The organism is Chryseobacterium soli, from assembly GCF_000737705.1.
Taxonomy (GTDB): Bacteria; Bacteroidota; Bacteroidia; order Flavobacteriales; family Weeksellaceae; genus Chryseobacterium; species Chryseobacterium soli.
In genome coordinates this window covers 1-14,310 of sequence record NZ_JPRH01000006.1, presented here as the reverse complement: position 1 = coordinate 14,310, position 14,310 = coordinate 1, and the positions used below count along the sequence as shown (strand labels likewise).

General features: G+C 37.7%; 10 protein-coding genes. 8 read left to right on the top strand and 2 right to left on the bottom strand.

Going from position 1 to position 14,310, the window contains the following annotated elements; translation table 11 throughout:
• Window positions 1-3: 3 nt before the first annotated feature.
• Together IW15_RS14360 and IW15_RS14355 are read right to left on the bottom strand one after the other, a co-directional pair.
• A complete protein-coding gene (locus tag IW15_RS14360; RefSeq protein ID WP_034712605.1) occupies window positions 4-732 on the bottom strand; it encodes a lysophospholipid acyltransferase family protein in 729 nt (242 codons plus the stop codon).
• A gap of 3 nt (window positions 733-735) precedes the next feature.
• Window positions 736-1,194 carry a GtrA family protein gene (locus IW15_RS14355; protein WP_034712602.1) on the bottom strand — a complete coding sequence of 153 codons (459 nt, stop codon included), beginning with the start codon at window positions 1,192-1,194 and terminating at the stop codon, window positions 736-738.
• Window positions 1,195-1,424: 230 nt separating this feature from the next.
• Here IW15_RS14355 and IW15_RS14350 point away from each other — a divergent pair, with 230 nt between their 5' ends.
• From IW15_RS14350 to IW15_RS14320, 8 genes are all read left to right on the top strand, one after another.
• Window positions 1,425-1,688, top strand: coding sequence for a hypothetical protein (locus IW15_RS14350; protein WP_034712600.1), 264 nt, complete (start codon window positions 1,425-1,427; stop codon window positions 1,686-1,688).
• Between the two features lie 84 nt (window positions 1,689-1,772).
• On the top strand, window positions 1,773-2,624 hold the full coding sequence (locus tag IW15_RS14345; RefSeq protein ID WP_034712598.1) for a BadF/BadG/BcrA/BcrD ATPase family protein: 852 nt from the start codon (window positions 1,773-1,775) through the stop codon (window positions 2,622-2,624).
• An 18-nt stretch (window positions 2,625-2,642) separates the two neighbouring features.
• Window positions 2,643-4,931 carry an NADP-dependent malic enzyme gene (locus IW15_RS14340; RefSeq protein WP_034712595.1) on the top strand — a complete coding sequence of 763 codons (2,289 nt, stop codon included), beginning with the start codon at window positions 2,643-2,645 and terminating at the stop codon, window positions 4,929-4,931.
• Between the two features lie 292 nt (window positions 4,932-5,223).
• The gene (locus IW15_RS23255; RefSeq protein ID WP_449389514.1) at window positions 5,224-5,421 is read left to right on the top strand and encodes a bacteriocin-like protein; all 198 of its coding nucleotides are present in this window, start codon (window positions 5,224-5,226) and stop codon (window positions 5,419-5,421) included.
• Between the two features lie 186 nt (window positions 5,422-5,607).
• Window positions 5,608-6,192 (top strand): Holliday junction branch migration protein RuvA, encoded by a 585-nt coding sequence (gene ruvA, locus IW15_RS14335; RefSeq protein WP_034712594.1) that lies wholly within the window; start codon window positions 5,608-5,610, stop codon window positions 6,190-6,192.
• A 57-nt stretch (window positions 6,193-6,249) separates the two neighbouring features.
• Window positions 6,250-13,260 (top strand): T9SS outer membrane translocon Sov/SprA, encoded by a 7,011-nt coding sequence (sov, locus tag IW15_RS14330; protein ID WP_051882055.1) that lies wholly within the window; start codon window positions 6,250-6,252, stop codon window positions 13,258-13,260.
• 111 nt (window positions 13,261-13,371) lie between these two features.
• Window positions 13,372-13,749 (top strand): glycine cleavage system protein GcvH, encoded by a 378-nt coding sequence (gene gcvH, locus IW15_RS14325; protein ID WP_034712592.1) that lies wholly within the window; start codon window positions 13,372-13,374, stop codon window positions 13,747-13,749.
• Window positions 13,655-14,101, top strand: a complete 447-nt coding sequence (locus IW15_RS14320; RefSeq protein ID WP_394331246.1) for a VanZ family protein — start codon at window positions 13,655-13,657, stop codon at window positions 14,099-14,101. The genes gcvH and IW15_RS14320 overlap by 95 nt, the downstream gene beginning before the upstream one ends.
• The last annotated feature ends 209 nt before the right edge of the window (window positions 14,102-14,310 follow it).

Below are 14,310 nucleotides of genomic sequence, written 5' to 3'. Positions count from 1 at the left end.
CTTTTAAATACAGTGTTCAAGCAACGTTTTTTTTATTTCGTCAAAAGCCTCTGTTTTTAGATTTTTTGGAACGTCCGATGGCTCTATAATTCCGTTAAAATATACCCTGACTTTCCCGGGACGGCCTTTTGAATTGTCAAACGGAAAGATATCCTTCAATCCAACGAACGTATATACCGCAATCGGAGAGTGATGCTTTGAGGCCAAAGTAAAAGCTCCGTCTTTAAAATCATCTAATATGACAGACGTATCATCCGGTACACCGCCTTCAGGGAAAATAACAATGCTGTTTCCTTCCTCCATCTTTTCGGCACATCTTCTGTAGACATCCGCACGGCTTCTTGGGCTCCCTCTGTCTACCATCACGCATATCCTTTTATATATAGTGCCAAAAATAGGAATCTTTACAAGCTCTTTTTTTCCCACAAAACATAAGGGATGGTCTGGAAATAAAATGCAGGGAAGCATGATATCCATAATAGAGGTATGGTTGGAGATAAAAACGTATTGTTTGTTTTTATCAATTTTCTGATCAGAAAGTTTAATCAATTCATATCTCAAACCCATTCCGTAAAACAGGGCAAAGCACCAGATCCGGATAAACTTATAAGCATATTTGTAATGCTTTTTATTAAAGGATAAAATATAAACAGGAATTCCCATGGTTATTGTTAGAACAAATGCCAACAGAATCAGCCAGAACCTCCATAGATAATTTAAAATTTTCGCCACAGCTTAACCGTTAAAAATTACTTTCTTCTTTATAGAATAATTAAGGATGGAAACCAGCAGGATCGCAGCGATCTTACTGATCATTTCCGGGCTCAAGGTATAACAAATTAAATTGATATTGTCTTTAAATACAAAACTGTAAAATATCTGGAAAAAGCCCAGACTTAATAAAGTGGAAACGAAAGAAACCCCTATGAAATAAGCAAACTCCCTTGTTTTGGAATGCTTGCCTCTTTCAAAGACGAACCAGATGCTCAAAAAATAATTCGTGATGATCCCGCATCCGGTAGAGAAAATATTACTCAAAGGATAATGCACACCGTGGAAGTTGACTTCTCTGGGGAAAAAATGGGGAACATGCATGCTGAAGATTTTAAAGCTTCCGATTTCTACAACAGCACTCAGTCCTCCTGCTATGATGAAGAACAAAATCTGTTTCTGGCGTATTAATAATTCTCTCATTCAATTTATATGATGTGCAAATTTATAACTATATGTTAAACACTGAAAAAAGTTGTTAAAGTTTTTTTTTACATCAAATTTATTTCTACCTTTAATTTCCAGAATGAAATAATCCTAACCTGATAATAAATTCATTTTCAACTACTTGTGTTGATGGTTTTTCTATCTTGTAATGCGTGACAATGCATGCGACCCCTATATTTTGTGACTCAATTTATAATAATATTTGTATGAAACATCAAAACAAATACAGAAAATTCCAGCTTCAACAGAAAAATATTGAGGCTCTAGAAAAAGAGAACTCACGCTTTAAAAGAGTATATTCTGAATATGAAAACATGTCTGATGAACTTTGGAATCTGGAGAATGATAAAACTGAACCAGTTCCGGATGATTTTATTAATGCAATGATTCTTCAGGCTTCATATCTTGAAGATGAAATTGAAGATTGGTTAATAAGGTTCAACAAAAAAAAAACTGATATAAAACAGTAGTGATTTTAAACAGCTTCCAGGTTGTTTTAAGCGCTATTTAAAGATAAATTCATAATTTAGCATCCTTAAACTAAAATGTAAAATATGGTTGCTATTGTTGATAGTGGTTCTACCAAATCGGATTGGGTAATACTTGATGATTTCAAGAAGGTTTTTCTAAAAACAGAAACCATTGGATTTAATCCGAACTTTATCAATAAAGAACTGATTGTTCCTGAAATAGAAAAGAACAGCAATCTCATATTAGTAAAAAATTCAATAACAAAAATTTTCTTCTATGGATCCGGATGCGGAATCAAGAAAAACTGTGAAACCATCGAAGAAGAACTTCTAAAAGTATTCGGAAAAGCTGAAATCATCGTAAAAGAAGATCTTATGGCTGCTGCATATGCTGCGTATAATGGGAAACCGGCCATCGTATGCATTTTAGGCACAGGATCCAATTCCTGCTTTTTTGACGGCGAAAATCTAAAGATAGAGTTGCCGTCACTTGGCTTTTTAATTGGCGATGAAGGAAGCGGAAGTGCCATTGGAAAACAACTGGTACGCAGGTATTTTATGAAAAAGCTGCCTGCCGACCTTCATACTGAATTTCAGGATGAATATAACCTCACGCTTGAGGAGGCATTAAAAAACATGTATCATACTACCAGACCGAATGCTTATTTAGCTGACTTCAATAAATTTGTTGTCGAAAGAAAAGATCATCCTTATTTTCAGGATATGGTGTTTGAAGAAATGAAAAGCTTCTTCGAATATCAGGTCCTGCCATATAAACAAGCAAAAGAAGCCGAGATTAATTTCATCGGCTCTATTGCCTATTACTATGAGAATATTCTCCGTTCTGTTGCGGCAGAACTTAATTTAAATGTGGGACATGTTGTACAAAAGCCTATCGAAAGTTTAGTCAGCTACCACATTAAATATATACTTTAAATCAAAAAACAAAATTCTATGTCAAGTAAAACCCACCGCGACGAAAAGAACTTTAATCAGGCCGCGTTAGATTATCATAAAGCCGAACCTAAAGGGAAAATTGAAGTAATCCCTTCAAAACCGCATTCATCTCAACGTGATCTGTCGCTGGCGTATTCGCCGGGGGTAGCAGTTCCTTGTATGGAAATTCACAACAATCCCGAAACCGTATACGATTACACAGGAAAAGGAAACCTGGTAGCCGTAATATCCAACGGTACAGCCGTTCTTGGATTGGGAGATATCGGAGCGGAAGCATCCAAACCCGTAATGGAAGGAAAAGGGCTTCTTTTCAAAATCTTTGCAGATATCAACGTTTTTGATATTGAAATCAACGAAAAAGACCCTGAAAAATTTATTCAGATTGTAAAAGGTATTGCTCCTACTTTTGGAGGAATCAACCTGGAAGATATCAAAGCACCTGAAGCATTTTATATAGAACAGAAGCTTAAAGAAGAATTGGATATCCCTTTGATGCATGACGATCAGCACGGAACAGCAATTATTTCTGCTGCAGCCCTGATCAATTCATTGCAGATTGCCAATAAGAATATTGATGAGGTAAAAATGGTAGTAAATGGAGCCGGAGCGGCTGCCATTGCTTGTACCAACTTATACATTTCTTTAGGCCTGAAAAGAGAAAACGTTCTGATGTGCGATAGCAAAGGGGTAATCAATCATAAAAGAGAAAACCTTACTCCAGAAAAAATAGATTTCATCGCCAATACAGATCTTGAAACGTTGGAAGATGCTGTAAAAGGTTCAGATGTTTTCATCGGATTGTCTAAAGGAAACGTAATGACTCCTGAAATGCTATTAAGCATGAATGAGAATCCTATTGTTTTCGCTTTGGCAAACCCTGATCCTGAAATCGCTTATGATTTAGCTTTTGAAACCCGTAAAGACGTTATCATGGCGACAGGAAGAAGTGACTATCCTAACCAGGTGAATAACGTATTGGGATTCCCTTATATTTTCCGTGGAGCATTAGACGTTCAGGCTAAAGGAATTAATGAAGAAATGAAGCTGGCTGCTGTACATGCTATTGCGAACTTAGCGAAAGAACCGGTACCGGAAGCTGTAATTCTAGCTTACAATGTACAAAACCTGCAGTTCGGAAGAGAATATTTCATTCCAAAACCGTTTGACAACCGTTTGATTACCAAAGTATCAAGTGCGGTTGCAAAAGCTGCTATTGAAAGCGGTATTGCAAGAAAAACAATCGCTGATTTTGATGAGTATGAAAATCAGTTGCTGGACAGAATGGGAAGAGATGAAAAATTGGTGAGAATGATGCAGAGCCGTGCTAAATCCAATCCAAAAAGAATCACCCTTGGCAATGCTGAAGAATATAACGTACTGAAAGCAGCACAGATTCTTTACGAAGAAGGAATTGCTTTCCCAAGTCTTTTAGGTGATAAAAAATACATCAAAGAGCAGATGGAACGTTACGGAATCAACCTTGATATTCCTATTATCGATCCAAGCGATGACGATCAGAAAGAAAATAGAAAAAGATACAGAGAAACCCTTTGGAAACTTCGTCAGAGAAAAGGGATGAATGAATACAAAGCGAAAAGATATGTGCGTCAGAGAGATTATTTCGGTCCGTTAATGTTGAGACATGGAGACACCGATGGTCTTATCGTAGGATTCTCTAAAAACTATACTTCCGTATTGCGTCCGGTATTAGAAATTATCGAAAAAGACAAAGGAGTAGATAAAGTAGCAGCGATGATGATGATCCTTTCTGAAAAGAAACCTATTTTCTTTGCAGATACATCTATCAACCAAAATCCTACTGCTGAAGACCTGGTAAATATTGCTAAAATGGCGGAAATGACTGTGAAATCTTTTGCCATTGAACCAAGAATTGCCATGCTTGGATTTGAAAACTTTGCTGCGATATCAGACACTTCTAAAAAAGTAGCTAAAGCGGTAAGTATCCTTCATGAGAAATATCCTAAAATGATTGTTGACGGAGAAATTCAACCGGATTTCGCCATGAATGCAGATCATTTAAGTGATTATCCTTTCTCAAAGCTGGGAACCACGCCTGCCAATACATTTGTATTCCCTAACCTGGAAAGCGCGAATCTATCCTATAAAATTATCAGAGGAATGAAAGTGGCTCAGGTAATAGGACCCATCCTGATGGGACTGAAACAGCCTGTGCATGTACTTCAGATGCGTTCAAGCGTAGATGAGATTGTGAATCTGGCTACGGTTGCAGTACTTGATGCTCAAAGAAGAGAAAACAAAAAATAATAAAGAGTTTATTCTTTATGGGAATAAAAGCAGTATACTAATTTTAGTGTGCTGCTTTTTTATTATTTATCAGTCTGCCATTATATCATGGACTTGTAATTTTCATAGTTGATATTATTAAAATTACGATAAAATCTGTTTGAAAAATATAGGTTTTATACGCTGTTGCAATTCCTTTATTCCTAATAAAATAGGTGAATTGGTTGTTGTTTTAAATAAATTTAAAATTTGCTTGTTTATTTTGTAAGAAAATAAATATATTTATCACTGTCAAATCAAAAAAATATTTACCATGAAAAACATTAAAAGACTTTCAAGAGAAAATTTGAAACAAATCAGTGGAGGAATTATCAGAGACCAACCTATTAAATCTCCTGATGGAGGGTATTACTGTCTTCCATCTCAAGGGCAGTTATGCTTAGTAGGCTGTACACCCACGTGTGTAAATGGAGCATGTAACATAAGTATGTGTTTGGATATAAATCCTTAGAATATTTATCAAACTCAATCATTTCAATTATAAAACCTGTCCGTTCGGATGGGTTTTTTATATTTATTGTATTTAATATGAATTCATTGAATGTACGATCAAAATTTAAGTTAAAAAGCATTCGCACGTGAAATGAAAATATTAATTAGTTTAAATTGCTATATTTGGGAGTTTTAAAAATTAATAATGATATTTTCTTTACAAGGCACTGTCCAGGAACTCACACCTACTTACGCAGTAATCAATGTCCAAGGAGTTGGTTACTATGTAGGTATCAGTCTTATGACCTCACAGACACTGACTTTACATCAGGAGACTTTTTTATTTATCCAGCAGATCATCCGTGAAGATGCCCATCTTCTTTTCGGATTTAACACTCGTTCGGAAAAAGAAATGTTTAATCTGTTAATAAGCGTTAACGGAGTAGGGGCTGTATCTGCCCTCATTTTACTATCAACTTTAACCTTGGAAGAGATTGCTTCGGCAATACTTTCAAGCAATAGCGCATTGATCCAGAAAGCTAAAGGAATCGGTGCCAAGACTGCCGAGAGAATTATTGTTGATTTGAAGGATAAAGTCCAGAAATTCGGCAGTTCAGCAGAAAATATTTCTATGCTGGTAGATAATAAAATCAAGGATGAAGCGTTATCTGCATTAGAAGTTTTAGGGATTCCTAAACGAATGAGCGAGAAAATTGCAGACAGAGTAATTAAACAAAATCCAGTTGTTTCGGTAGAAGAATTGGTTAAACAAATTTTAAAAAACATTTAACATTTGGTGGCAAATAATAAGCATCTCAATATATTTTTGTTCCTGTCGTTTCTGTGTATGTCCGTAAGTACATTCGCCCAGCAGATACGTGATACCGCTATCATAAGGAAAGAATATGAATTGGCCGACCCTACGAGGTACGAAGCCTTTTACGACATAAAAACAGGAATGTACTACGTATATCCTAAAATAGGAAATACCGTAACGGGACCTCCCACAGCCATGTCGCCCGAAGAGTATAAAGAATTTATGCTGGCAACCCAGACAAAGGCTTACTACAAAGAAAAATCTGATAAATACAACCTTCTTTTCCGAAAAGATAAAACAGATGCCCGACGAAAAGGGCTGATTCCCTCACTACTCATCAACAACAAACTCTTCGAAACGATATTTGGAAGCAACAAAATTGAAATTATCCCTTCCGGATATGCTTCTTTGGATTTTGCGGGACTGTACCAAAAAATAGACAATCCGCTGATTTTACCACAGAACAGAACCAGTTTTACCTTTGATATTAATCAGAGAATTCAGCTGGGATTATTGGGTAAAGTTGGAGAAAACCTTCAGCTAAAAGCCAATTACGATACCCAGAGCGGCTTTGCATTTGAAAACAGAATGAACCTTGTCTGGCAGGCAAAAGGAAACTGGAAAGACCTTCAGCAAAAAGGACTTGGAGATGTTGATAAACCCAATGCAGGAGGTGAAGATAAAATCATCAAAAGAGTTGAATTCGGTAATGTAAACATGCCGCTTTCTACCAGTTTGATCCGTGGTTCACAATCCTTATTTGGGGTAAAAACAGAGTTCCAGCTGGGGAAAACCTATGGAACTGTTGTCCTTTCACAGCAGCAGGGTGAAGCCCGAAATATTGTTGTGCAGGGTGGAGGAGTAATGAATAACTTTAAAGTAAACGCGATTGATTATGAAGACAATCAGCACTACTTTTTAGGACACTACTTTCTTAATAATTACGACAATGCTTTGCTTAACTATCCTCAGATCAATTCAAGAGTCAATATTACAAGAATGGAAGTTTGGGTGCTGGACCAGGGGAACAGCAATCTTGCCTACCAAAAAAGTATTATCGGGATCAGGGATCTGGGAGAAGGTGCTTCCGGAATGCCGGATAACTCACAGAATGGGTTGTACCAGGCAGTAACGTCAGCAATAGGGAGTCCGAGAGAGGCCGGAAATAACTATACCAGTACTTTCCAGGGCCAGAATTTTCCAGGAAGTACAGAACCTTATGATAATGGGGAACATTTTATCTTCAATACCAAAGCAAGAAGATTGAATGCCAATGAATATATCTTACAGCCACAGTTAGGATATATCTCATTAAATCAAAAGCTTAATGAAAATCAGCTCTTAGCAGTTTCATATTCATATACCGTTAACGGAACCAATCAGGTGTATAAAGTAGGGGAATTCTCCGAAGAAAGTCCTGTTTTGGTAACCAAAGTATTGAGATCGAATAATAAAGTCAATACACAGTCGCCTATGTGGGACCTGATGATGAAGAACATCTATTCAATGGATGCAGGGCAGGTAGCACAGGACGGGTTTATCCTTAACTTATTTTATAGAGATCCAAAAACAGGAGGTAAAGTAAATTACCTGCCGGGTACTACCGTTCAGGATACCAATTTATTGAAACTATTAAACTGGGACCGTCTTAACATGAATGGTGACCTCCAGAACAACGGAAACATTCTGGGAGATGGTATTTTTGACTTTGTTAACGGAATTACGATAAGGCCGGAAACCGGGAGATTAATCTTTACTAAAGTTCAGCCTTTTGGTAACTATATGCAGTCGTTGGTAGGAAACGACCCGCAATATGTTTTCCATGACTTATATGACCAGCAGAAGCAGGTGGCTACTTCCAGTAACCTGGCACAGCGATACACCATGGAAGGGCGTTACAAAGGTACACAGGGGCAGGGAATCTCTCTGGGTGCTGTAAACGTTCCGCAGGGATCCGTAAAGGTTTCTGCCAATGGAGTTCAGCTGACGGAAGGAGTAGACTATACGGTAGATTATATGCTGGGAACCGTTACCGTTATCAACGAAAATGTAAAGCAGTCCGGACAGGCTATTAATATCTCACTTGAAAACCAACTGACATTTAATACCCAAAGAAAAAGATTCTTAGGAGTGAATTTGGAAAGAAGATTTAACGAAAACTTTATCTTAGGAGGTACAGTAGTAAACTATTCCGAATCGCCTCTTACCCAAAAAGTAAATTACGGCCAGGAAGCAGTGAACAACACCATGGCGGGGATTAATTTGATGTATAATAATCAGCTTCCATTCCTGACAAGATTAACGGATAAAATCCCGTTGATTAATACGGAAGCACCATCAAATTTAAACTTTAAAATGGAGGCGGCTTATCTTCTTCCGGGATTAAACAAAGGAACAAATGACCAGTCTTACATAGACGATTTTGAACAGACAACATCTAAGATATCCTTAAAAGAACCTACAGCATGGAGTCTCGCATCCAGACCTGAAAAAAATCCGGGAGCACCGTTTAACGGACCTCCGGGGAATGATATGCTGACAAGTGGTTACGGAAGAGGATTGCTATCCTGGTATAATATTGATCCTAGATTTTATGGAATCGGTGGAAAGGCACCTGCAGGAATTACGGCACAATCTGTTTCCAACCACGCTTCCAGAAGAGTACAGACTTCTGAGATCTATAACAATAGAGACTTTGTCGCAGGAGAGCAGACATTTACAAATACTTTTGATATATCCTATTATCCTCAGGAAAGAGGTCCGTACAACGTGAATCCTAATACTGAAACGGCACAAAACAGATGGGCGGGGATCATGAGACCGATAAGCGTTTCCAACTTTGTGAATTCTAATATCGAATACGTAGAATTCTGGATGATGGATCCCTATGCAGACGGAAATAACTTAGGAACCAATCCAAAACTATTACTTCATTTAGGGAACGTATCCGAAGACATCTTAAAAGATGGAAAAATGCAGTATGAGAATGGCCTTCCGACTCCGGGAGCACCTTCTACGACCACCAGCTCAAATTGGGGAACACAACCGAAGCAACCACCAATTCTGTATGCGTTTTCAAGTGAAGGAGACGACAGAAGAATGCAGGATGTAGGATATGATGGATTAAGCTCAGATCAGGAATCAATGAAATTTGGGAATACCTTCGTAAACCCGGTTACCAATATTGCTGACCCTGCAGTAGATGACTTCGTTTTCTATATGTCCAGCAAGTTTACAGGAAGCCAGGCAGCGTCAGTTGTTCAGAGATACAAATACTTTAGAAACCCGGACGGAAACTCTCAGGCGAACTCTCTAGAGGTTTCCTCACAGACTCCGGATGCGGAAGATATCAACAAAGATTATAACCTGGATCAAACAGAAAACTATAACGAATATGTTGTTAATCTTGATAAAGGTAGCCTTACATTAGGACAGAATAATATTGCCGATGTAAAAACAGTACAGGCTACGTTCCAGAACGGACAGACTTCTGATGTAAAATGGTACCTGTTCAGAATTCCGGTTTCGAAATATGCAGAACCTGGAGCCGAAGGAGATCATGATCCATCAGTCCTTAATAATGTAAGATTTGCCAGATTAATGCTTGCAGGATTTAATCAGACTTCTACCATCAGATTTGGAACCATGGATCTTGTAAGATCAGACTGGAGAACATATCCGAACCTTATTGCAAGTCAAACGGTAACTTCACCACAGGAAGGTACTGGAGGAGGTGCCAATCTAAATAATAACTTTGAAGTAGGAAGTGTAAATATTGAAGAAAATGCACTGAACCAACCGCCATATGTACTGCCACCGGGAATCGACAGACAGGTATTGAGCGGGAATGCAGGAGCACAGAGACAAAATGAAGCGTCTCTTTATATGAATGTGAAAAGTCTTGCAAGTGAAGCAAGAGGAGTTTTCAAGAATACTTCTCTAGATATGAGAAGATATAAAAAATTGAAACTTTTTGTTCATGCTCAGGATCCTAAAAATAGAGATGAGAACGTTGGAAGACTAGATCCTAAAACTAAATTTTTCATCCGTTTCGGTAGTGATGCTACAGATAACTACTATGAATATGAATCTTCATTAGTACTAACCAGAAATACATCAACTACCCCATTGGAAATCTGGCCGGTTGAAAATAATGTTGATCTTAACATACAGGATTTTGTTGATGCAAAAATTAGAAGAGATAAAAATTCTCCAAATGATATCATCACTAGAATTGCAGATCCAGTATTTCCTACAGGTGATACTTTTAAAAAGATTTATATCAAAGGACGTCCGAGTTTAGGGAATGTTACCACAATTATGATTGGGGTAAGAAATGAAGATGGCAGGACAGGGTCACCAATAGACAGGATTCTTTGGGTAGATGAAATCCGTCTTTCGGAAATTGAAAATGATGGCGGATATGCAGGAAATGCCAGTTTAAATTTCAATCTGGGAGATTTTGCAACAGTGAATGCCAATGCTTCCTATACATCAGTTGGCTTTGGAAATATAGATTCAAAACCGGCAGAAAGAAATCAGTCTGCACAATCTGCATTCAGTATCAATACAGCAGTTAACGTAGATAAGTTTCTTCCGGAGAAAAGTGGAGTGAAAATCCCGGTGAACTATTCTTACTCACAAACCATAGAAGATCCAAAATACAATCCTTTGGATACCGATGTTGAATTCAATAAAGCAGCCAATAAAGAGCAGCTTAAAAAGGTAGCCAGAACGTATACTCAGCAAAGAAGTATAGGAGTGGTGAATATGCACAAAGAAAGGGTGAACCCTAATAAAAAGCCTAAATTCTATGATATTGAAAACGTTTCCGTAACAGCGGTATACAACGATGATTTCTTCAGAGATATTTATACAAAAAGAAATTACAGACAGTATCTTAGAGGATATGTAGACTATAACTACACCTTCAAGCCTTGGGTAATTAAGCCTTTCAATAAAATGATCAGCGATACTGCAAAATCTGCTAAATATCTGAAATGGGTAAAAGAATTTAATTTCAATCCGATTCCGACAAGATTATCTTTCAGAACAGAAATTGATAGAAACTTCAACGAATTAGAATTCAGAAACGTTGAATCTATTTTAAGCGGAAATGTAGGAAATGATTTTGCAGCCATTAAAAACAGAAACTTCTATTTCGGTTGGCAGTATGGATTAGGATTCAACTTTACAAAATCGTTGAAATTAGAAATCAACTCTGCAACAAGAACCCTTAATGATAATGCAGATGTCAATATGATGGACAACAAGTCGATCTTTGGAAATGTACTAAGAGCCGGAAGACCGGTATTGTACAACCACAGAGTACAGCTGAATTATAAACTTCCGTTCCAGTACCTTCCATATCTTGATTTCATTGATGCTGAGGTGGGCTATGGATTTACGTATAACTGGAATTCCAGGTCTACAGCGTTGCTTACAAGTCCGGGTGGAAGTCTGGGGTCAATAGGGCAGAACACCAATACGATTATGGCAACAGCAACGGCGGATATTCCGAAGTTCTTTGGCCAGTTCAAATATTTCAAAGATATCTCTACGAAACTTCAAAAACGTAAACAGGAAATAGACTCTTTAAATAATGCCTATACCCAACAGTGGGAGAAGAGAAGATACCGATACAAAGACTATAAATTCAAAAATAGATTAACAGTGCTTCAGAGCGCAGCATTCCTTCTGACATCTTTCAAGCAGTTGAATGTTAATTATACTGAAAATAACGGAACAGTACTTCCTGGACTTTTATCAGCACCAAACTGGTATGGTTACGGGCAAACACTGGGTGGACCTACTATCGGATTCTTAATGGGATCTCAGGCGGACATCAGAAGAACCGTGATGGAAAACGGATGGGTAAGCAACTCGGTGTATATGACAGATCCGTATATCAGAATGTCCACAAGAGAATTCAGAGCCAATCTCCAGATGGTGCCAATGAATGATTTAAGAATCGACCTGAGCGTACTTCATAATTATAACAGGAATTTTTCCCATACCGGATTTAATTATGTAGATGGCAATAACGTGGCAAACCCTGATTATACATTTGCAAATGATTTAGTAACGTACTCCAACTCTGTAGTGCTTCTTAAAACCTCTTTCAAACAAGGGCAGGCGGTGTACCAGTCTATCAGAGAAAATGCAATGGCACTTTCTCAGCAGTTGGCAGGTCCGGGAGCAACAATCAATAATGACGGCTTTGCAGAACATTACAGTATTGCTAACGCCTATGTTTTGATTCCTGCATTTAGAGCTGCAGTAGAAGGCAGGTCAATAAAAAGTATGGGCAATGCCAAAAAGGCAGGACTTCCTTTACCAAACTGGAAGGTGATCTATTCAGGATTAAGAAACGTTCCGATGATCAACGGGCAGTTTACGAAATTTGATATCCTACACGGATATACGGCAACATATACGGCAACAGGAATTCAGTCAAGTATTGATTATTTCAACAGATTGACAACTGGTAGCGTGTTTGATGTCAACAATGATTATTACAATCCGTTTACCTTCTCTCAGGTAGGATACGTAGAATCCTTTTCACCACTGATCGGGATTGATGTTACCATGAGAAACAACATGCAGTTTGGACTTCAGTACAACAGAAACAGAATGTTGTTATTAGGATTAGTTAACCAAACCCTTACCGAAGATGCCAATACCGAATATGTAGTAAGATTGGGATACATTGTCCGTAATTTCAGACTCGGAATGGCAAACACCAGAGGAAGCAGAGGAAAAGGAAGCGACCTGAATATCAGAGGAGATATTTCTCTTAGAGACAGTAAGACATCCATCATGAATATATTGTTAAATGATTCCCAGGTAACAGGAGGACAAAAACTCCTTAACGTTAAGATCTCTGCAGACTACAATGTTTCCGAAAACTTAAACCTGAGAGTGTTCTACGAACAAATGACATCCAAGTATAAAATATCGACAGCTTTCCCGCTGTCTACCGTAAGAGCAGGATTGTCTGCTACATTTACTTTCGGAGACCCTGGCGGAGGTAGTTTCTAGAAAATAACAAGCTTAAAATGAGAAGCCCCTTAAAATAAAGGGGCTTTTTTTATATTCAATATTTGAACCTTTTATTATTTTGAATACATTTGTATAAATAAAAAATTAAAAATGAACACACCATCAGAATTAAAGTACACTAAAGATCACGAATGGATTAAGATCGAAGGAAATGTTGCTACAATTGGAGTTACAGATTTCGCACAGGGAGAACTTGGAGATATCGTATACGTAGATGTAGACACTGTAGACGAAGACCTTGAAGGTGGAGCTGTTTTTGGAAGTGTAGAAGCTGTAAAAACTGTTTCAGATTTATTCTTACCTATTGCTGGAAAAGTTATTCAGTTTAATTCAGACCTTGAAGACCAGCCTGAACTTTTAAATACAGATCCTTATGGAAACGGATGGATTATTAAAGTCGAAGTTGCTGATGGTGCAGATCACTCTGAATTGCTTTCTGCTGAAGAATACCAGGCAATCATTGGATAAGATTTCAAAAATAACCAGTAAGATATTGCCCATTTATTGGGCATTTCTTACCTATATGCTTCTGAAGCCCGGAGAAGAGAACCGTGAATATTGGTTTATGTTCAGTGGCATCGACAAAGTTCTCCACCTAAGCATATTTGCGGCCTTGGGGTTCTTCCTTATATCGGCCTTTCCTAAAATTAAATTTTCGTATTTTTTTCAGATCATTCTTATATATGCCTTTCTTACCGAGATTCTACAGGAAGAGATGGGGCTAGGAAGATCAATGGAGACCTTAGATATAGTAGCTGACGCCATTGGTTGCCTAATCGGATACTATATATATAAAAGAATCCTTCCCCATTTTTTCTAGCAACTTCCCTGAATTTTACATGCATCACTATTGTGGATAACTCCACTGATTGATATAAAAATTTCATAATCAAAACATTAGGTAATAACTTATCCACTTTGCGAATATTATGTTAAATAAAGTTGGTGGTGAGGGTTAAAGTTTCTATCTTTGCCCCACTGAAAACGAGAGATAGTAGGTAGCGCAGAGACAGTAATTGATATAAGGAA

Bases quoted from the DNA above. Each gene is read 5' to 3' on its own strand.
- IW15_RS14340 (WP_034712595.1), top strand. From the start codon at position 2,643: ATGTCAAGTAAAACCCACCGCGACGAAAAGAACTTTAATCAGGCCGCG.
- IW15_RS14320 (WP_394331246.1), top strand. From the start codon at position 13,655: ATGGAAACGGATGGATTATTAAAGTCGAAGTTGCTGATGGTGCAGATC.
- IW15_RS14345 (WP_034712598.1), top strand. From the start codon at position 1,773: ATGGTTGCTATTGTTGATAGTGGTTCTACCAAATCGGATTGGGTAATA.
- IW15_RS14355 (WP_034712602.1), bottom strand. From the start codon at position 1,194: ATGAGAGAATTATTAATACGCCAGAAACAGATTTTGTTCTTCATCATA.
- gcvH (WP_034712592.1), top strand. From the start codon at position 13,372: ATGAACACACCATCAGAATTAAAGTACACTAAAGATCACGAATGGATT.
- sov (WP_051882055.1), top strand. From the start codon at position 6,250: ATGTCCGTAAGTACATTCGCCCAGCAGATACGTGATACCGCTATCATA.
- IW15_RS23255 (WP_449389514.1), top strand. From the start codon at position 5,224: ATGAAAAACATTAAAAGACTTTCAAGAGAAAATTTGAAACAAATCAGT.
- ruvA (WP_034712594.1), top strand. From the start codon at position 5,608: ATGATATTTTCTTTACAAGGCACTGTCCAGGAACTCACACCTACTTAC.
- IW15_RS14350 (WP_034712600.1), top strand. From the start codon at position 1,425: ATGAAACATCAAAACAAATACAGAAAATTCCAGCTTCAACAGAAAAAT.